Source organism: Arboricoccus pini, assembly GCF_900187945.1.
Lineage (GTDB): Bacteria > Pseudomonadota > Alphaproteobacteria > Geminicoccales > Geminicoccaceae > Arboricoccus > Arboricoccus pini.
Genome location: NZ_FYEH01000011.1, coordinates 64,539 through 83,859 on the forward strand (window position 1 = coordinate 64,539; position 19,321 = coordinate 83,859).

Below are 19,321 nucleotides of genomic sequence, written 5' to 3' on the forward strand. Positions count from 1 at the left end.
GCAACGTGATCGGTATTGCCGAAAGGGGCGGCCGCCGCAGCCCGATCCCGTGCGCGCCCATCGGTTGCATTCAGCCCACCACACCTCGGCTATGATCGCTGGTGTGCCCGGGAACTTCGAACGTTGGACGATCTGGTCGAGATGATGGACGAAGTTGCGGCGAAACTGGGTTGGTCCGACCGTGGCAAAAGGCAAAAGGCCAAGATTTTAAACTGAAACGCTATCTGGGCCGCGCGGTAACTTCAGTAATTCGCCCAGATGCCGGGGGTGGTGAGCTCGACTAGATGCTGGTCTGGGTCGCGGAAATAGAGGCTGGTCGCACCCTCGGGCCAGGTGACCTCGCTCTCGATCGGGACGGCGAAGGAGGCAAGATGTCGGCGCCAGGCGTCGAGATCGGCAGCGGCGATGGCAAAGGCATAATGCAGCTGGCCCGAGCCCTCGTGCGGCGGGATGGTGCCGCCGGGTGTGGGGGCCGGGACGTTGGTCGTGCCTTGCTGGAAGATGAGGAGCACGCTGCCCCGGCCAAGCGGGTAGGCGCAGAGCCGCTCGTCGAGGAACATGGGCTCCAGCCCCATGACAGTCTCGTAGAAGTGTCGCGCCTTGGCCAGGTCCTGGACGTAGAGGCCGGTTTCAAGAACGTTGCCGAGTTTGGGGGCAGCCATCTTTGTCGTTCCTCCGCTACCGCGCCTTCGTCCCTTGGCCCGGATCGTTCGTCGAGGCGGTTCGCTTCGGGTTGGCGGGTGCGGCGCAGATCATCCTCTTTTTGCAGGCATTTGTCGTGCCAGCCCTTCCGGGTTGGCGGCGATGGCTGCTGCAGTCGAGCCTGCCCGGCCGCGCGCGGCTGCGTGCCGCGGGAGAGCCCGGCCGATGCATGTCAATCCGGTAGCAGTCGCACGGCATCCGGGTCGAAGCGGTCGTAGATGCTACCGCAGGCCGCGTAGCGCTGGGCGCTCTCGGGCAGGCCGGTGGCGCGGATGGCGCGGATCGCCCAATCGTCATGAGGATCGGCGATCTCCAGATAACGCTCCGCCTTAGCCGTGCCGTCGGGGAAGATGTAGAGGAGCAGGCGGATCGGGGCTTCCTGCTCCTCCCGCGGCAGGGGATGCCTGAAATCCGGCACGGCCAAGGCCGCGCTTTGCCAGCGGCCGGGCGAGGCGATCGTCTGCCATCGCAATGTCAGCGTCTGTCCGAGATCGACAAAGGCGCCGCCCATCGGCGTCGGGGTCTCGCGACATGGAGCTGGCGAAGGCGGGATGGCGCGCACTGCATACTCGCCGGGATCGAGAGCCTGTCCATTCACCTCGAGGCGCGCGATGCTCGCCGGGAGATAATTGTAGACGCTGATCAGGATCAGCCCGCCCATGTTCTTCCGCCAGAAGGCCGCCTCCTGCGACGCGGCGAACCTGGCGATCGCCGGCGCCACGTCGACGTGGTCGGGATAATGGTAATAGAGATGGACGAGGATTTCGCTTTCGCGTTCGCCGGTACCGGCCAGGAATCTCGCCATGTCCGGATAGGGTGACCGGCGCAGCGGCAGGGGTGCGTGCGCCGGCAGCGGCGGCGAGAAGTAAGGAACGTCCTTATAGTTGAACTGCGTGACGTCCTCCTTGAGACGCGTGCCATCATAGGGAAAGTCGCGACCGGCATCCGTCCGGTCTGGATAGCGGATCAGCTTGGTGAAACGATCGGGGCTGTCGGCCGGGAGCAAGGGCATCCCGCCGCCGCTGCCATAATCGGGCTCGCCGATCAGGCCGAGAGTCTGGCCGCTCATGTTGACATGGGTCTCGTGAACGCCGGGATGCGCCTCGTCGGAACGCTCTTGTCGGGCGGCTTTGAGGTCGTAGCCGATCGGCACGATCGGGATCGCGAGCAGCGTCGGCAGGAACATCAAGGCGTGGATCCGTGCTGGAACCCGCCCGCCGGTCCGGATCAGGTAGGCGATCCAGAGAGCCAGCAGGATCAAGGCCAGCGGGACGCCCACATAGAGCACCCCCAGAATGAGCCCGATCGCGCCATAGCCGAGATCGTTCTGCGTGACGGCGATCATGCCAAGCAAGGCCAGCCATGCCGCCAGCAGGAACGATACGACGATGCCGGCCGCATAGCTGCCCGGGGATTTAGGATCTTTTGACATCACGTGATGGTTTGGCAGGAAGTTTTTCTTGTCACCACCGATTTCTTCACCAGAAGACGGCGCCATGGAAGCACGCCAACCTGGCCTATGCATTCGTCCGAACGGTGCGGTTTGGCGTTTTGTAGCGGGAAGGATGGGGAGCGGCACAAGCCTGCGGCCGGGGCCCTGTGCCACGCGGCAAGCGCCGGTTCCGCCGCTGGTTTCGGTCACAGCCCGCGCGGGAGAGCGACGGCGGCGTCCGAGCGCGGTTGGCTGATGGCCAAGGGCAGCGCGTTGTTGCTCGTCCCTTGATGATCGGCGTCCAGGGCGGCGCCTGTCCTGCCCGGTCACCTCGACGACACCGCGATGGGGTTGGCCTGTCGACGATCCGCTGGGCGTCGGCAGGACGCCGTCAGCAGGCAGAGCGGTCGTTGCGGGCTGGAAGGCTGGCGCGGATCGAGGGAAGGCAGCCGGCGTCAGATTTTGGCGTTTCGCGACGCGGATGTACCCGGGATGTCGTGGCCCGCCCCTCCATGCCTTCTTGCGCGGATCCGTGTGGCCCTTGTCGCAACAGGATCGGATGCGGCCACTTTCCAGGCCATAGCCCTGGTCCATCGACCGCGCCGGCCGATCGAGCACACGCCGCGCGACCGGCACTACCCAAAGGCTGCCGGCCCGACCGACACGCCGCCGTCCTGACGCCAGACCCGCATGATCGTTCGGGCGCGCGAGCGGATCGGGACAGAGCCATTCTCGGACCTCGATGCGGTTCGCGGCTGCCTCTTTTGGGGCGGCGGGGTTCGCCGGTGGCGGGCCGGGTGCTAGATTGGGCGATAGCACTTCCCGGACGAGAATGATCCATGCGTACCGCTGAGCTTTTAAGAGATCCCGCTTTGTTTCGTGAGCAGGCCTTTGTCGCCGGTCACTGGCAGGACGCGGATGACGGCCTGGAGATCGAGGTCGACAACCCGGCCACGGGCGAGGTGATCGGCACGGTACCGGCCTGCGGCGAGGCGGAGACGCGGCGCGCCATCGAGGCGGCGGAGGCCGCCTGGGTCGACTGGCGCCGTCAGCCGGCCGGCAACCGGGCGGCGATCCTCGAGGCATGGCACCAGCTGATCCTGGAGAACGCCATCGATCTTGCCCTCATCATGACGCTGGAGCAGGGCAAGCCCGTGGGCGAGGCCATGGGCGAGGTCACCTATGGCGCGAGCTTCGTTAAATGGTTCGCCGAGGAGGCAAGGCGCGTCGCAGGGTCGATCGTGCCGGCACCGACGGCCGATCGGCGGATCCTCGTGATGAAGCAGCCGGTCGGCGTGGCGGCGGCGATTACGCCTTGGAACTTCCCGATCGCGATGATCACGCGGAAGGTGGCCCCGGCGCTGGCGGCCGGCTGCCCGATCATCGTCAAGCCCTCCGAGCTCACGCCTTATTGCGCCCTGGCCCTGGCGGTCCTGGCCGAGCGCGCCGGGGTGCCGGCTGGCATCCTCTCGGTCGTCACCGGCGATCCCAAGGCGATCGGCGCCGAGATGACCGGCAACCTTGCCGTCAGGAAGCTCTCCTTCACGGGCTCGACCGGCGTCGGGCGCATCCTGATGGCGCAATCGGCCCCCTCGATCAAGCGGCTCTCTTTGGAGCTCGGCGGCAACGCGCCCTTCATCGTCTTCGACGATGCCGACCTGGAGCAGGCCATCGCCGGGCTCATGGTCAGCAAGTTCAGGAATGCCGGACAGACCTGCGTCTGCGCCAATCGCATCCTCGTCCAGGACGGCATCTATGACCGCTTCGCCGCCGCTCTGGCCGAGGCGGTGGGCAAGCTCGTGGTCGGCGACGGTCGCGCTGCCGGCGTCACCACCGGCCCGCTCATCAATGCCGCCGCCGTCGCGAAGGCCCTGGGCCATATCGAGGATGCGACGGCGCATGGGGCGCGCGTGCTGACGGGCGGCGGCGCGGCACCGCAGGGTGGCCGCTTCGTGACGCCCACCGTGCTGACCGAAGCGACGACGGCGATGCGCCTTGCCTCCGAGGAGACGTTCGGCCCGGTGGCCCCGCTCATACGCTTTGAAGACGAGGCGGACGCGATCAGAATCGCCAACGCCACCCCCTTCGGCCTCGCCTCCTATTTCTATACCAACGATCTGGGCCGCGCCTTTCGCGTCGGCGAGGCCCTGGAGTTCGGCATGGTCGGCCTCAATACCGGCACCGTCTCCATGGAGATGGCGCCCTTTGGCGGCATCAAGCAGTCCGGGCTCGGCCGCGAGGGGGGCAGTGTCGGCATCGAGGAATATCTCGAGCTGAAGAGCTTCCATATCGCGGGCCTCGCCTGAGACGGGTAGCCGGCATGGCGGCGCTGGTGCTGGCCGCCTGCGCCCACCCGTCCGGCACCACGACACCAGAGGGGACACCCGAGGCGGCGACAGAGAGGGCAGGGCCGGGCGTGGACCGCCAGGCCTGTCTCGCCGCCCTGGAACGCCAGTCGGCCTTGACCCGGGGCAAGGTCGCCAGCCTGCTCCGGCTCCCCTCGCTCGAGGATTATCCAGCAGGGGTCTGCGACCATGCCCTGGCCGGGCTCGACGCTGGCCGGATCGGCGGGGAGGACGGGCTGGGCCTGATGCATGGGCTGCCCAGCGTCGCCGTCGTCGCCCTCTTCAATCCCCTGGCCCGGGCCGATGCGCGCCCGCTGCCCAAGCTGGCTGATTGACCGCCATGGCGCAGGCTCCCTACTCTGGTTCGAGACGGAACGCCGCGCCAGGGTAGCTGGTTAAGCGTTGTCCCATGCTTGCATTCTCCAGAGGTTAAAGAGCCAATGTCCGCGACCGAGAAGCCCAGGCCCGGCCAGCATCTGCCGAACGCGGACCTGCCCAATATTCCGCGCCTCATGGCCGCCTATTTCGCCGAGAAGCCCGACCCCGCCATCGCCACCGAGCGCGTGGCCTTCGGCACCTCGGGCCATCGCGGCTCCGCCTTGAGGCGCTCCTTCAACGAGGCGCATATCCTGGCCACCTCCCAGGCCATCTGCCTCTACCGCGCCAAGGAAGGCATCACCGGCCCCCTCTATCTGGGCATCGACACGCACGCGCTCTCCGAGGCGGCCTTCGTCTCCGCGCTTGAAGTCTTCGCCGCCAACGAGGTCACCGTCCGCATCGACAGTGCCGGTCTCTTCACCCCCACGCCCGCCGTCTCGCATGCCATCCTCACCCACAATAAGGGCAGGAGCAGGGGTCTGGCCGACGGTGTCGTCGTCACCCCCTCGCACAACCCGCCCGAGGATGGCGGCTTTAAATATAACGGCACCGATGGCGGCCCCGCCGACACCACGGCCACGGGCTGGATCGAGCGCGCCGCCAACGAGTTGCTCGAGGATGATCTGGTCGACATCCGCCGCATCCCCTACGCCCGCGCGCGCGCGTCCGCGTTCGTCCAGCCCTTCGACTTCCGCGCCGCCTATGTCGACGACCTGGCCTCGGTGGTCGACATGGAGGCCATCCGCGCCTCCGGCCTGAAACTCGGCATGGACCCCCTGGGCGGTGCCGCCACCTGGTACCTCTCCCCCATCATCGAGCGCTACCGCCTGGATGCCACCATCGTCGCCGACCGCATCGATCCGGCCTTCGCCTTCATGCCCGTCGACTGGGACGGCAAGATCCGCATGGACTGCTCCTCCCCCTTCGCCATGGCCGACCTGATCAGGATGAAGGACCGCTTCGACGTCGCGTTTGCCAACGACACCGACGCCGATCGCCACGGCATCGTCACGAAGTCGGGCGGCCTCATGAACCCCAACCATTATCTGACCGCCGCCATCTCCTACCTCTTCACCCACCGCCCGGACTGGCCGGCGGGGACCGCCATCGGCAAGACCGCCGTCTCCTCCTCGGCCATCGACCGCGTCGCCAAGAAGCTCGGCCGCCGCCTCTACGAGACGCCCGTCGGCTTCAAATGGTTCGTCAAGGGCCTGATGTCGGGCGAGCTCGGCTTCGGCGGCGAGGAATCCGCCGGTGCCTCCTTCCTTCGCCGCGACGGCAGCGTCTGGTCCACCGACAAAGACGGCCTCATCCTGGGCCTCCTGGCAGCCGAGATGACCGCCGTCCTCGGCCGCGACCCCTCCGAGGTCTATGAGGGCCTCACCGCCGAATTCGGTGCCCCCACCTATGCCCGTATCGACGCCCCGGCGACCCCGGCGCAAAAGGCCGCCTTGAAGAAGCTCGACCCCTCGTCGATCACGACGACCACCCTGGCCGGCGACCCGATCGAGAGTGCGATCACCAAGGCGCCGGGTAACGACGAGCCCTTGGGCGGCCTCAAGGTCAGCACGGCGAACGGCTGGTTCGCGGCAAGGCCGTCAGGGACTGAGGATGTGTACAAGATTTACGCGGAGAGTTTTAAGGGGAAGGATCACCTGAAGGTGATTCAGGAGGACGCTCAAGCGCTCGTCAGCCACGCATTGGGCTAGCTGCTGCTCCCCCCAGGCTCGACACCGCGAGGCGGTTGAGCCGTTTTGGCCGTGCGTCGTCGTCGGCGCGGGCCGCCTGGATGAGACGGGCTCAGGCCGGGGTGTAGCTGCGGGGATAGGTGGAGATGGCGCGGGACGCGGCGGCGATGCCCTTAGCCACGGCCTGCGCCAGGGACTGGCCCTCGACCAGGGCGATCAGGCAGGCGGCGTTGAACGTGTCGCCCGCTCCCACCGTGTCGATGGCGGCGACGCTCGGCGCCGGCAGGGCCAGGCGCTCCTGGCCCCGGCAGGCGAGCGCACCGGCCGGGCCGAGCTTGGCGATCAGCGTGCCGTCCCTGGGCAGGCGCGGGCGGAGGCGCTGGATGGCGGCCTCGACATCCGCCGTCTCGGCCTCGGCGCCGAAGGCCTGGCCCTTGAGCTCGGCCTCGTTGAAGAGGAGATAGTCGATCCAGGGCAGCCAGGAATCGACGATGGCGCGCAGGTCCGGGGTCCAGCCGGTGCTGTCGGGCCAGCCCGTGTCCAGGGCCAGGCGGTAGCCCAGCGCCTTCAGGCGCGCCATCAGCGGGTGGAGGCCGGCGATCAGGCCGGGGCTGAGGAAGATGCCGCAAAGGAGAGCGATGCTGCCTGCGGCCGCCTTCTCGGGCAGGAGGGCCATCAGGGGGGCGGGGTCGAGGGCCTGGAGATGGCCGGGGGTCGTGAGGAAGCTGCGCTCGCCGCCTTGATGCGTCACGCCGACCGAGACGGTGGTGGGCCCGGGCTCGGCATAGGCGCGGGTCTGGCTGGCGGTGAACTGGCCGGTCAGCCAAGTGCCCAGGCTGTCGGTGCCGTGGCTGGTGACCATGAGATAAGGCTTGTTCAAGCCGTCCAGCGCCAAGGCGGCGTTGCCGGCCTGGCCACCGGCGCGGAACTCGCCGCGCTCGGTGATGATCTCGGTGCCGATGGCGGGCCAGGCGGCGATCGGTCCCATGACGAGGTCGGCATTGATGTTGCCGAGGAGGAGGAGATGCGGCCCGCTCGGGTCCTGGCCGTCCGTGCGCGCTGTCGGCGCCTGCGCGCTCGGGCGCGTTTCAGGGTGCGGCGCGCCCGGTTGCTCCCTTGCGTCCCGTTGGCTCATTCGCCGTCGGTGACCTTGGTGGAGCGAAGCGGCGTGCCGATGTCGGGCACGAGGAGGGTGGCGGTGTCGATGAAGATGCGCTGCAGCGTGGCAAGGACGATGGCGGCGGCGGCGAGACCACGGAGGCGGGGCAGGGCCACGGTGCGGGCGCCCTCGATGGGCGGGGCGCCCGAGCAGTCGATGACGATCGGGGTGAGGCCGGCCTTGAGGGCGATCTGGGCGACGGTGGCCACGGTGTCGGCATCGGCGCCGGCCGGGCGGGCCAGGACGATGGCCGTCTCCGTGCTCAGCACCTCGAGCGGGCCGTGGCGGAGCTGGCCGCCTTCGATGGCCAGCGCCGGGCGGCGGGCCAGCTCCATGAAGGTGAGGCCGGCCGTCTCCACCACGCCCTGAAGGTGGCCGCGGCTGGAGAGGATGAGGATGCGGGCGGCGGCGAGCTGCTCAGGGACACCCTTGCTCTCGGTTTCGGGCGGGGCGGTGAGGACGGAGAGGAAGTCGGCGGGATCGCTGCCCAGGTGCTTCAGGATGGCGGCGTGCAGCGCCAGGGTGATGGCGAGGCTGCGGGTGGCGGCGAAGGCCTGTTCGGGGCCGCCCTCGCCGATGAGGCTGGTCGTGCGCTGGCCCAGGGGCGAGCTGGCGTTGAGGGTGAGGCCGAAGGCCTCCGTGTCGCTCTCGCGGCGGTCGAGATAGCGAACGATCTCGCCCGAGGCGCCCGACTGGGAGACGAGCAGCTCGGTGGCGGGGCCCGGCAGGGGCGCGCGCAGGAGCTCGGAGGCAAGGACGGCCGTGGCGTCGATGCCGTGCGTGCGATAGAGCGGCTCGACGGTGCGGTTCAGCCAGTGCGAGGCGCCCATGCCGACGAGGTGGAGGCGCTTCGTCTCCTGGATGTGGCGCGCGGCGGCCTGGGCGTTGGCCTGGTTGGCTTCGAAGGAGCGGCTGGCGTCCTGGAACTGGCGGGCCATCTCGGCCTCAAGGCGGACGAGACCGTCGGGCTTGGGGGTGGTCGACATCGATTTATCCTTTGACGCTGCCGGCCGAGAGGCCGGCAATGAGCGAGCGTTGGAAGAGGAGGGCCAGGACGATGGGCAGGATGGCGGCCAGCACGCCCACGGTCGAAACCATCCCATAATCCGTCACTCGTCCCGAGGCAAAGTCGGCGATGGCGACAGGCAGCGTCTTGGCCTTGGTGCTGCCCGTCAAGATGAGGGCGTAGAAGAATTCGTCCCAGGCGGTGAGAAAGGAGAGGAGGGCCGTTGCCATGAGGGCCGGCCGGGCGGTCGGCAGGATGATCCGGACAAGGATCGTGAGCGTGCCGGCGCCGTCCAGCATGGCGGCTTCCTCGGTGGCGACGGGCAGGGCGTCGATGGCGCTCTTGGCGAGCCAGACGGCGTAGGGGAGGAGGAAGGCCGTGTAGACGATGACGAGCCCGGTCCTTGTATCGAGCAGGCCGACGCCGCCCAGCGTCTCGTAGAGCGGCAGGACATAGACGATGGGCGGGATCATGAAGGTGCCGAGGATGAGGAAGAGGATGGCGATGGGTGCGCGGCGCCGGGCGAAGGCGTAGGCGGCCGGAATCGCCACCGCCATGGCAAGCAGCGTGCCGAGGCCGGCGGCGATGACGCTGTTGCGCAAGGCGGCCAGGAAGAGCCCGTCCTCCAGGAGGACGCTGGCATAGCGCGTAAGGTCGAGGCTGGAGGGCCACCAGCGGAGCGGGACGGTGACGAGGTCGCTTGCCGGGCTGACGCTCATGATGACGAGCCAGGCCACGGGTGCGACGGTGAAGAGGAAGAGGAGGAAGGCGAAAAAATAAAGGATGGCGAAGCGGAGCGCCCTGCGGCTGGTCAATGGCTGCCTTCCCGGCGCATGGCGCGCAGATGGGCGAGGATGAGGATGCTGCTCAAGAGCGCGATGACGACGGCATAGGCCGCACCCGTGCCGGCGTCGAGGAAGGAGAAATATTGCTGGTAGACGAGGAAGCTTACCGTCTTCGTCGCATCGGCGGGACCGCCCCGCGTCATGACGTAGACGATGTCGAAGACGCGAAAGGCCTCGATGGCGCGTAGCGCCAGGATGACGAGCAAAGAGGGGAGGATGTGGGGCAGCGTGACGTTCAAGAAGCGCGCCATCGGGCCGGCGCCATCCAGCCTGGCTGCCTCGTAAAGGTCGGTCGGGACGGATTGGAGGGCCGCCAGGACGATGAAGGCCACGAGCGGGAAATTCTTCCAGGCATCGACGATCGCAACCATGCTCAAGGCGATGGCGGGGTCACCCAGCCAGCTCCGATACTGTCCGATAATCCCGGTTTGCAGGAGGAGCGCGTTGAAGCTGCCGAATTCCGGGTTGAGGATGAGTCGCCACATCAAGGCGTTGACGATGTTGGGAACTGCCCAGGGCAGGATGACCAGGACGCGCACAAACGTGCGGCCGGGAAAGCGCTCTTGCAGCAGGAGCGCTGTCCCGACCCCGATCAGGGCCTCGAGGCCGACCGAGAGGAGGGTGAAATAGAGCGTGCGCAAGAGGGCCGCGCGAAAGCCAGGGTCCTTGAGCGCGAAGAGATAATTGTCCAGCCCCACGAACGAGGCGGGGCCGCCGCCCAGTTGCGCGTCGGTGAAGCTTGTCCAGAGCGTACGGACGAGCGGGTAGAGGGTGATTGCCGCCAGGACCAGGAGAGCCGGCCCGAGCAGCAGCCACGTTTCGAAAGAGGATCCGTCGCGCCGCATGCCCTCGCCCCTTGCGACGATCAACGGATGCGGGCGGCCTGGGCAGCGGCATCTTCCAGGGCGTCCTTGGGCGTCGTGTCCGTGAAGAGGGCCGATTGGATCGCCGACTGCAAGGTGGTCGACAGGCGCTGATAGCTCGGGATCATCGGCCGTGGGAACATGACCGGCAGGGCGACCTTGGCAGCGGCGATCAACTCCTCCTGGCCCTTGGCGACCGCCGGATCATCGTAGGAGGCCTTCCAGATCGGCAGGCTAAGCTTGGCGTATTTGTCCTGTACCGCCTTCGAGGTCAGATAGGCGATATAGGCGAAGGCTTCCTTATCGTGCGCGCTGCTGCCAGCCACACCCAGGCCCATGGAGCCGTTCACGGCCGAAACGGAGCTCTTGCCCGCGACCCCCGGTGCGGGTGCCACGCCCACCTTGCCCACGACCTTGCTTTCCTTGGGATCGTTGGCCATCGCGTACATGTAGGTCCAGTTGAGGGCGAAAGCGGCATCGCCGTTGCTAAAGACCTTGCGTACGTCCTCTTCCAGATATTCGCGGCTGTTGGGGTTGGTGATGCCGTCCTTCAGCGAGCCCTTCATATACTCCAGTGCCTCGAGGCCGCCGCCGTTCTGGAAATCGGGCTTGCCGGCCTTGAGGAAGTCACCGCCATAGGCGGCAACGAGCGTGGTGTAGTCGCAGATCGCGGCCTCCGCCTGCGACCAGCTCCAAACGATCGGATACTGGACCAGCCCCTTGGCCTTGATGGCCTTTGCCTGGCTGGCGAGCTCGCTCCAGGTCGCGGGCGGATGATCGAAGCCCGCCTGCCGCAGAAGATCCTTATTGTAGAAGAGATACTTGGTATCCAGGATCCAGGGCATGCCGTAGCGCTTGCCGTCATAGGTCACGGTCGACCAGGCACCGTCGAAGACGGCGGCCGTGTCGGCAGCGGGAATGGCGGCCGTTTCGTCCTTGAGAAAATGCCGCTGAGCGAACTCAGCCGTCCAGACCACGTCGAAGAGCGCCACGTCATAGCCGTTGCCGGCTGCAGCCGCCGTGACGATCTTGTCGTGCAGTGCCTCGTAGGGGACGAACTCGAGCGCCACCTTGACGCCTGGATGCCCGGCCTCGAAGTCGCGCGTCATGGAACGGACATCGTCCTCGCTATAGGCCGCCTGCTGCATGAAGATCGCGTTCAGCGTCAGGTCCGCCGCCCTGGCCGGGGCGAGCCCTACCAGACTTGTCAGCAAGAACGCCCCCAGCCCGCATCGCAGGCTCGTCTTGACCTCGCGCATCGTCCCTCCGGCTTGGTCTGAACCCAGGCGGCCCGCCTGCCGCCGTTTCGAACTCGGCTGCATTTGACGGACCCCTCGCGAAAGTGTCAATTCGATTTACACAATAACGTTTGGACTCCAGCTCGATGGCGATAACGCCGTCCTCGATCGCGCGCGGCGGCACCAACCTGGAGCGTGCCGGCTCGCATAATTATCGCGTGGTGCTGACTACGATCCGCGCCTTAGGCTCCGCGTCGCGCAGTCAGATCGCCGCTTCGACCGGGCTGACCCGCCAAGCGGTCCACAGCATTGTCGGCCGCCTGCGCGCGGCGGGCCTCGTCAAGATCACTGGCGCCCGCTCCGAGGCCAATCGAGGAGGCAGAGGCATGCCCGGCATCGCCGTCGAACTCGCCGCCGAGGGCGCCTATTCATTGGGGCTGCTCGTGGATCTGTGGGGGGTGAATACGGTGCTGGCCGATTTTTCGGGCGGGATCGTCGACACTCTGCACCTGCCCCTGCGGCAGCGCTCGGTCGATGACGTGCTCGAAGCCGCCAGTGCCGCGCGGCACTGGCTGGCCCAGCAGCCACCTGCAAGGCGTGAGCGCCTTATCGGTGCCGGTATCGCCATGCCTGGGCCCTTTCGCGTTGCCGGCATGACCGATGTCGGTCCGACAGGCATGCCCGACCTCACCTTGCCGGCCATTCAAGCCGAGCTTGCCAGCCGCCTCGACATGCCGGTCAGCATTCATAACGATGCATCCGCCGCTGCCCTGGCTGAGCATCTCTACGGACTGGGCAGGGGCCTCGAGAGCTTCGCCTATATCTATTTCGGCTTCGGCCTTGGTGCCGGCCTCATCATCGACGGCCAACTGCATCGGGGTCGCGGCGGCAATGCCGGCGAGATCGCCCATATGATGGTGGAGCCCGGCGGCCGTCCCTGCGGCTGCGGCAATCGCGGTTGCCTTGAGCGCTACGTCTCGGTGCACGCGCTGGCCGAATCCCTGGGCCTGCCGCCGGTCGGTGAGTCGACACTCGATGACATTGACCGCATGTTGGCCCATGGCGAAGCTGGCCTGGAGGAATGGTTGGCGATCGCCGGACGCCGCCTGCGCCAAGCAATCAATATCCTGGAATCGACGCTCGATCTGGATGCCGTCGTCATGGGCGGCCGCATTTCCGCGCCGCTTCTGCAGGCAATCGACCGGCATACCCGCCCATTGGCGCACTCCATCGGTGCGCGGACCCGCCAGACGCCCAGACTTCTCCTCGGCCGTACCGGCAGCGACGTTCCGGCACTAGGCGCTGCCGCCCTGCCGCTTTTTCACGCCTTCAGCCCGAAGCTCGAAGCCCTCCTGGGCTGACCCGCTACCGCCCGGGGCCGGCGGCAGCGGATTGAAAGCCTATTTTTTGTCTTTAAGGACGTGCTCAAGGAAGAGGCCGCCGCGCGGCGCATCGTAATCGGGTGCGCCCGAAGCACCCGTCAGAGCACGGCGCGCCTCCCTGGCGCGTTGGACCAGATAGAAGATGAGGGCGAAGATCCCGGCGCCCGCCAGCAGTGTAAAGGGCATGAGCATCACGCTCATGAACAACAGGTGCATCGGCATCTGCGCCGACATGTCGCCGACCAGGAGATAGGCCAGACCCATGATCACGCCTAGAATGACAGGGCCGCCCGGAATGCCGACGATCAATCCCATGCGCGCCGCGTCGGCCGCGCGCTGACGCCCTATCTCGTCGGCTGCCTGCTTGTTCTCGGACATGCCACTGGACGAGACGTACCCAGCCTGTGCCACCATCATCAACCTCCCATATCGTACCCGGCCTCAGCGAGGCCGCTGTCCGCAGCCCTCCGTCTTTTTTGCGCGAAGGTAATTGCTGCAGAACCATTACAGACCCGAAACGATCTGTTTAACAAGACGGAAAATGCGCTCTTTGGTCACAGGCTTGCTAGCGGGCAAGGAAGGTTTTTTGCCGTATATCCGCTTGACTTAAAGAAAAAGCGTCAATCCAGCCTTTTGAGGCGGTCGATCCCATAGGTTTCAAAGCCGAAGCGCTCATAGGCGCGCTCGGCCAACTCATTGCCGGCCACGTAGCTGATCATCAATTGTCGATAGCCGCGCGCGCGGGCGATAGCCTCGACATGTGAAAGGAGCTTCTGCGCCAGTCCCAGTCCGCGCGCCTCCTCCCGCAGGAACAGTTCCTTCACATAGGCGTAGCGCCGCCGCTCGGGACGAATATAGACCGGGGCCTCCTCGAACGTGAGACAGATATGCCCCAGGACCCTGCCTGTCCGCTCGGCCACGAGCAGCAGACCATCCGTCTTCGCCACGTGGGCCAGCACGACATCCAGCGCTTCCTCGCCGCCTTCCCGGTCGCGTCGACGATCGTGCAGGATATCGTCCTCGTGCTGGTTCAGGAGCTGGAACTGCTCGATGAGCGCGTCGCGATCTTCCGCAACGGCGGGTCGAATGACGATTTCTGACATCTTGAAGGGTTGATCCGTTCCGTGCCGCGCCACATCGTCTGGTCGCGGGCGCACTTCATTATTGCCGGGTGCCGGGCTCGATCCTGGCGGGCTCCCTGAAGTCCTGGCGGCGCACGGGCATGACGTCAATCGTCGCGACCAAGCATGTCGCGGACCAGAGGACGGACCTGAGATCGCTCGACCCCGCAATCCGCGTCGACGCGAACGAGGGCATGACCGCCTCGACCTAAGCTTGGTGCGTCATGGCGATCGTTCCCGTCAGTGCGCCACGCGATGTCATGCCGAAGGCGATCCGTTCAGCCGGTCCGCTGACCCACGTGGCGGCCGATTGGACATTCCTTCTGCAGCGCGGCATGGGCCGTGGCGTAGGCGGCGAGCCGTTCGGCCACGGCCCCTTCGACAGGCACGGCCTTCGCGGCCCCACTGTCGACATGCAAGAGCATATGCTCGCCGGTCGCCAGCAACTCGCCCGTGACGGCGTTGCTGACCTTGTGGAAGAGATGCAGCCGCTTGGGATCGCTGCCGACCACCTGGGTCGTCGTGGTCAGCTGGTCGCCCGCCCGCGCCTGGCCTTTGTGGGTCAGATGGGACTCGACCGTGTAGTAACTATGGCCGCCGGCCACGTACGCCTTATCGACACCGATCAGGCGCAAGAACGCGTCGGTGGCCTCGCCCAGTACCTGCAAGTAGCGATGTTCGGTCATATGGCCGTTATAGTCGATCCAGTCGGGCTCGACCGTTGCCGCCAAAAGCGGGAGCGGGACGTCCGATGGCGATGGCGAGGGCGGCACCGGCCTCCTTGCGGCCAGTAATGCCTCCAGCGCGCGCACTTCCTGGCCGGCACCCCAGCCACGACCTTCGTTTTGGGCAGCCAGGGCCTTCATGATGCCCACCAGATTATCGTCGCGGATGCGCTCCAGCGCGCGAACCGAGAGGCCGTTCGCCTGGGCGTCGGACTGGGCGGCGATCTTGTCGATCAGGGCCTCGTCAAGATCGGGAACGTCGGTGAGCTTGGTCCAGGGCCAAGCCAGGCATGGGCCGAACTGGGCCAGGAAATGGCGCATGCCGGCTTCGCCGCCAGCGATGCGATAGGTCTGGAACAGGCCCATCTGCGCCCAGCGCAGGCCGAAGGAGAAACGGATGATGTCGTCGATCTCCTCCACGCTCGCAATGTCATCATGCACGAGCCAGAGAGCCTCGCGCCAGAGTGCCTCAAGCAGACGATCGCCGACAAAGGCTTCGATCTCGCGCCGGAGCACCACGGGCCGCATGCCGATGCCGCGATAGATCGCCCCGGCGCGCGCGATGGCCTCCTTGGTGGTGGCTTTCCCGCCTACGATTTCCACCAAAGGGAGGAGGTAGACGGGATTGAAGGGGTGGGCCACGACGAGCCGGCCCGGCTCGCGCATGCCGGCCTGCATGTCGCTCGGCAGCAGGCCCGAGGTGGAGGAGCCGATCAGGGCGTCAGGCCTGGCGTCCGCCTCGATCTCCGCGAGGATCCGGCGCTTGAGGTCCAGGCGTTCGGGCACACTTTCCTGGATGAAGTCGGCATCGCGCACGGCTGCCGCGATCGAGGTCGCAAATGTCAGCCGGCCGGCCGGCGGCAGCGGCTGGGGCAGAAGGCGTTGCCAGGCATGGGTGGCATTGGCCAGCACCGCCTCGATCTTGCGGCCGGCTTGCGGATCCGGATCGAAGAGGGCGACGTCGATTCCCGAGAGGAGGAGGCGGGCAACCCAGCCGGCGCCGATGACGCCGGCACCGATGCAGGCGGCGCGCGCGATAATGGTCTCGCTTGGCATGGGCGACCTACCAGCGCTTCACGAGCTTCAGGCGCTCGCGCACCTGGGCAGGCGTCAGGACGCGCGAGCCCATGGCCTCGGTTATCTGCACGGCACGCTGAACGAGGTCGCCATTGCTGGCCAACTGCCCCTTGCCCAGCCAGAGATTGTCTTCAAGGCCGACACGGATATTGCCACCGGCCAGGACCGCCTGGGCGGCATAGGGAAGCTGGTTGCGGCCTATGGAGAAGGCCGAGAAGGTCCAGCCCGCCGGCAGATTGCCGATGAGCGCCAGGAGGGTCTGGAGATCGTCCGGCGCTCCCCAGGGAATGCCCATGCAGAGCTGCACCATCACCGGGTCGTCCAAGAGGCCCTGGTCCGCCAGCCACTTGGCCAGGAGAAGATGGCCGGTGTCGAAGATCTCGATCTCGGGCCGCACGCCCAGCGCCTGGATCTGGCCTGCCATCTGACGCAGCATGGCCGGCGTGTTGGTCATGACATAGTCACCCTCGCCAAAATTCATCGTGCCGCAATCAAGCGTGCAGATCTCAGGCAGGAGTTCCTTGACATGGACCAGGCGCTCGCTGGCGCCGGCCATGTCGGTGCCGTCGGCGTTGACGGGGAAGGGGGCCTCGGGCGAACCCAGGACGAGATCGCCGCCCATGCCGGCCGTCAGGTTCAAGATGACGTCCACGCCCGAATCGCGGATATGCGCCACGGTCTCGCGATAGAGGGCCGGATCGCGCGCGGCCTTGCCGGTCTTCGGATCGCGGACGTGGATATGGGCGATGGCCGCACCGGCCTTCGCCGCCTCGATCGCCGCATCGGCAATCGCTCTTGGCGTGACCGGCACCTTGGCCGAGCGCCCCGTCGTGTCGCCAGCCCCCGTCAGGGCACAGGTGATGAAAACGTCCTTATTCGGTGTCAGCGCCATGGATCCGCCTTTCCTGCTCCGGCCTCGAACATGCGACGGCGACCTTGGCCAGTCTTTGCCCTGGGCGCAGGTTTCTTTGCCTGTTACGCAACCGGCATGAACATCTTCACCGCCACCCAGCAGCCGCTCGCAGTCACCATCCTGGTCCTCGACAAGGTCTCGCTCATGAGTCTCGCGGCGACGCTCGAACCCATGCGCGGCGCCAACCGCGTGGCCGGGCGGCGTCTCTTTGGCTGGAAGCTGGTCTCGGTGGACGGCAATTCGGTGCAGGCATCCTGCGGCCTGCCGATCGCGGTCGAGGGAGCCTTCGACCCACGATCGGCGGGTGAGGCCCTCTTCGTCGTCGCGGCCTTCGATGCCCTGGCCCAGGCGGGAGCACCGCTGCTCAAGGGCCTCCGCCAGGCGGCCGGTGCCGGTGTCTTCATGGCCGGCATCGAGGGCGGTGCCTGGGCCCTGGCCCGGGCCGGCCTGCTGGAAGGACGGCGGGCGACGACGCATTGGGAGGATCTCGAGCCCTTCGCCGCCCGATTTCCGGCAGCCCACGTGGTGCCCGACCGCTATATCGTCGATGGGCCGGTCGGCACGACGGGCGGCGCGTCGCCGGCCCTCGACTTCATGCTGGCGCTGATCCGCGCCCGGGCCGGCCGGGCGCTGGCCCTCGATGTGGCCAGCCTCTTCATCTATGACGAGGTGAGGGCGGGCTTCGAGGCGCAGCCCTTCGTTTCCCTTGGGGCCAGCGGCTCTCGGGAGCCGCGTCTCGCACGTGCCATCAAGGTCATGGAGGAGCGGATCGAGGCGCCTTTGACGCTGGCGGCCGTGGCCGCGCGCGCCGGCCTCAAGCTTCGGACCATGGAGTCTCTCTTCCAGCGCCATCTGCAGACGGCTGCCGGCGCCTACTACACGGCCCTGCGCCTGGGTGCCGCCCGCCGGCTGCTCGTCGATGCCGAGATGGACCTGGCCGAAGTTGCAACCCGGACCGGCTTTGCCTCGGCGGCGACGCTCTCGCGGGCCTGCCGTCGCCGGTTCGGCCAGCCACCCGGTGCGTTGCGCCGTGCCGGCCGGCGTGCCAGGGCCGGCTCGACGTCGCCGGACTCGCGCCCTTGAGCCCAAGCAGCGCGAAGCCCGGTAGTGCCCAAAGAAGCACGCCCAGTCATGTCGAGTCGTTCGACATGGCTAGGTCGGCTGGTGTTTGCGCAGGACCATCTGGATGACGATGACCATGCAGCCGGCGAAGGCCAGGCAGGCGCCGAGGAAGAACATGGGTGCGAGGTCGCTGCCGGTCGCGACCTTGATGTAGGGGACGATATTCTGGGAGATGAAGCCGCCCAGGTTGCCGACCGAATTGATGGCGGCCAGACCGGCTGCCGCCCCGCGACCGGTGAGGAAGGAGGAGGGCAGCGTCCAGAAGACCGGCTGCGGCGAGAGGATCATCGCCGCTGCGATGCAGAGCAGCACGTACTTGAAGATATTGCCGTCGACGACGACGCTGAGGACCAGGCAGACGGCACCGATCAGCGCCGGGATGACGATATGCAACGTCCGCTCGCCCGTCCGCTCGGACCGACGCGGCACGTACCAGAGCGCCCAGGCAGCGGCGATCCAGGGCAGCATGTTGATGAGCCCGTTCATCGTGTTGGAGACGCCAAAGCCCTTCACCACCGTCGGCAGCCAGTAGCTGAGACCGTAGGCGGCCAGCGGAAAGCCCACATAGGTAAGTGCGATCAGGAGCACTCGGCCGTCGGTCAGTGCCTTGAATGGATTGCCCTTCGCGGTCTGCGATTTGCCGGTATCCTCGGCGTCGAGCTTGGCGCGCAGCCAGTCCTTCTCCGCGTCGCTATAGAAGCCCGCGTCCTCGGGCTTGCTCGGCAGCATGATGATGACGACGAATCCCATGAGGATGGCTGGCACGCCGGTAATGATGAAGACCCACTGCCAGCCGGCCAGACCCCAAAGTCCGTTCAGATCGAGCAGCACGCCGCAGATCGGCGCGCCGACGACATTTGCGATCATGCTGGCCATCATGAACCAGCCAATCATGCGGGCGCGGTGGCCGAACGGCACCCAGAGGGTCATGAGATAGAGGACGCCCGGAAAGAAGCCCGCCTCGGCTACGCCCAGGAGGAAGCGGAGGATGTAGAACATCACCTCGTTCTGGGTGAAAGCCAGGGCCAGCGTCACCAGGCCCCAGGAGACCATGATCCGCGTGAACCAGCGCCTGGCGCCTACGCGCTCCATGATGATGTTCGAGGGCACCTCGAAGATGAAATAGGCCAAGAAAAAGAGAGAGGCCCCAAGTCCGAACGCGTATTCGGAGATGCCGAGATCGGGCGCCATCTGCAGCTTGGCGAAGCCGATATTCTGCCGGTCGATATAGGCGATCAGATACATGATCCCCAAGAGAGGCATGATGTGGCGCATGAACTTGCCAACCACGCGATCTTCGACGTCCTGCTCGCTCATGAAGCTCC

At 66.7% G+C, this 19,321-nt stretch carries 17 protein-coding genes; 5 read left to right on the forward strand and 12 right to left on the reverse strand.

Annotated elements, in window-relative coordinates; genetic code table 11:
• Positions 1 to 242: 242 nt before the first annotated feature.
• Positions 243 to 662, reverse strand: coding sequence for a VOC family protein (locus CFB17_RS14370; protein ID WP_088562261.1), 420 nt, complete (start codon positions 660 to 662; stop codon positions 243 to 245).
• A 212-nt stretch (positions 663 to 874) separates the two neighbouring features.
• Positions 875 to 2,134, reverse strand: coding sequence for a hypothetical protein (locus tag CFB17_RS14380; protein WP_088562263.1), 1,260 nt, complete (start codon positions 2,132 to 2,134; stop codon positions 875 to 877).
• Between the two features lie 839 nt (positions 2,135 to 2,973).
• On the opposite strand from CFB17_RS14380, the gene CFB17_RS14385 reads away from it, so the two are divergent.
• The 3 genes from CFB17_RS14385 to pgm all read left to right on the forward strand — a co-directional run bounded on the left by CFB17_RS14385 (position 2,974) and on the right by pgm (position 6,566).
• Positions 2,974 to 4,440 (forward strand): NAD-dependent succinate-semialdehyde dehydrogenase, encoded by a 1,467-nt coding sequence (locus CFB17_RS14385; protein WP_088562264.1) that lies wholly within the window; start codon positions 2,974 to 2,976, stop codon positions 4,438 to 4,440.
• Positions 4,441 to 4,454: 14 nt separating this feature from the next.
• Complete coding sequence (locus tag CFB17_RS14390) at positions 4,455 to 4,814, forward strand: hypothetical protein (protein ID WP_088562265.1); 360 nt, start codon at positions 4,455 to 4,457, stop codon at positions 4,812 to 4,814.
• A 105-nt stretch (positions 4,815 to 4,919) separates the two neighbouring features.
• Positions 4,920 to 6,566, forward strand: a complete 1,647-nt coding sequence (pgm, locus tag CFB17_RS14395) for a phosphoglucomutase (alpha-D-glucose-1,6-bisphosphate-dependent) (RefSeq protein ID WP_088562266.1) — start codon at positions 4,920 to 4,922, stop codon at positions 6,564 to 6,566.
• Between the two features lie 91 nt (positions 6,567 to 6,657).
• Here pgm and CFB17_RS14400 read toward each other — a convergent pair whose 3' ends face one another.
• From CFB17_RS14400 to CFB17_RS14420, 5 genes are read right to left on the reverse strand one after another with little or no spacing between them, the layout of a single operon-like run.
• A complete protein-coding gene (locus CFB17_RS14400; RefSeq protein ID WP_088562267.1) occupies positions 6,658 to 7,680 on the reverse strand; it encodes a carbohydrate kinase family protein in 1,023 nt (340 codons plus the stop codon).
• The gene (locus CFB17_RS14405; protein ID WP_088562268.1) at positions 7,677 to 8,690 is read right to left on the reverse strand and encodes an SIS domain-containing protein; all 1,014 of its coding nucleotides are present in this window, start codon (positions 8,688 to 8,690) and stop codon (positions 7,677 to 7,679) included. The genes CFB17_RS14400 and CFB17_RS14405 overlap by 4 nt, the downstream gene beginning before the upstream one ends.
• Positions 8,691 to 8,694: 4 nt before the next feature.
• Positions 8,695 to 9,525, reverse strand: a complete 831-nt coding sequence (locus CFB17_RS14410; RefSeq protein WP_207762111.1) for a carbohydrate ABC transporter permease — start codon at positions 9,523 to 9,525, stop codon at positions 8,695 to 8,697.
• The gene (locus CFB17_RS14415) at positions 9,522 to 10,400 is read right to left on the reverse strand and encodes a carbohydrate ABC transporter permease (RefSeq protein WP_088562334.1); all 879 of its coding nucleotides are present in this window, start codon (positions 10,398 to 10,400) and stop codon (positions 9,522 to 9,524) included. The genes CFB17_RS14410 and CFB17_RS14415 overlap by 4 nt, the downstream gene beginning before the upstream one ends.
• Before the next feature lie 20 nt (positions 10,401 to 10,420).
• Positions 10,421 to 11,677 (reverse strand): extracellular solute-binding protein, encoded by a 1,257-nt coding sequence (locus CFB17_RS14420; RefSeq protein WP_088562269.1) that lies wholly within the window; start codon positions 11,675 to 11,677, stop codon positions 10,421 to 10,423.
• A gap of 125 nt (positions 11,678 to 11,802) precedes the next feature.
• On the opposite strand from CFB17_RS14420, the gene CFB17_RS14425 reads away from it, so the two are divergent.
• Entirely contained in the window at positions 11,803 to 13,017 is a 1,215-nt protein-coding gene (locus CFB17_RS14425) for an ROK family transcriptional regulator (RefSeq protein WP_133063920.1), read from the forward strand.
• Between the two features lie 39 nt (positions 13,018 to 13,056).
• Here the strand turns inward: CFB17_RS14425 and CFB17_RS14430 are convergent, their stop codons facing one another.
• From CFB17_RS14430 to CFB17_RS14445, 4 genes are all read right to left on the reverse strand, one after another.
• Positions 13,057 to 13,452 (reverse strand): hypothetical protein, encoded by a 396-nt coding sequence (locus CFB17_RS14430; RefSeq protein ID WP_133063921.1) that lies wholly within the window; start codon positions 13,450 to 13,452, stop codon positions 13,057 to 13,059.
• A gap of 206 nt (positions 13,453 to 13,658) precedes the next feature.
• Positions 13,659 to 14,141: a GNAT family N-acetyltransferase gene (locus CFB17_RS14435; RefSeq protein WP_088562272.1), complete on the reverse strand. Its 483-nt coding sequence runs from the start codon at positions 14,139 to 14,141 to the stop codon at positions 13,659 to 13,661.
• A 296-nt stretch (positions 14,142 to 14,437) separates the two neighbouring features.
• Positions 14,438 to 15,940, reverse strand: a complete 1,503-nt coding sequence (locus tag CFB17_RS14440; RefSeq protein ID WP_088562273.1) for a carnitine 3-dehydrogenase — start codon at positions 15,938 to 15,940, stop codon at positions 14,438 to 14,440.
• 7 nt (positions 15,941 to 15,947) lie between these two features.
• Positions 15,948 to 16,853 carry a BKACE family enzyme gene (locus CFB17_RS14445; protein WP_088562274.1) on the reverse strand — a complete coding sequence of 302 codons (906 nt, stop codon included), beginning with the start codon at positions 16,851 to 16,853 and terminating at the stop codon, positions 15,948 to 15,950.
• Between the two features lie 96 nt (positions 16,854 to 16,949).
• Between CFB17_RS14445 and CFB17_RS14450 the strand changes: the two genes are divergently transcribed.
• The gene (locus CFB17_RS14450) at positions 16,950 to 17,957 is read left to right on the forward strand and encodes a GlxA family transcriptional regulator (RefSeq protein WP_088562335.1); all 1,008 of its coding nucleotides are present in this window, start codon (positions 16,950 to 16,952) and stop codon (positions 17,955 to 17,957) included.
• Between the two features lie 69 nt (positions 17,958 to 18,026).
• On the opposite strand, the gene CFB17_RS14455 is transcribed toward CFB17_RS14450, so the two are convergent.
• Positions 18,027 to 19,313, reverse strand: a complete 1,287-nt coding sequence (locus CFB17_RS14455) for an MFS transporter (RefSeq protein WP_088562275.1) — start codon at positions 19,311 to 19,313, stop codon at positions 18,027 to 18,029.
• Between the last annotated feature and the right edge of the window lie 8 nt (positions 19,314 to 19,321).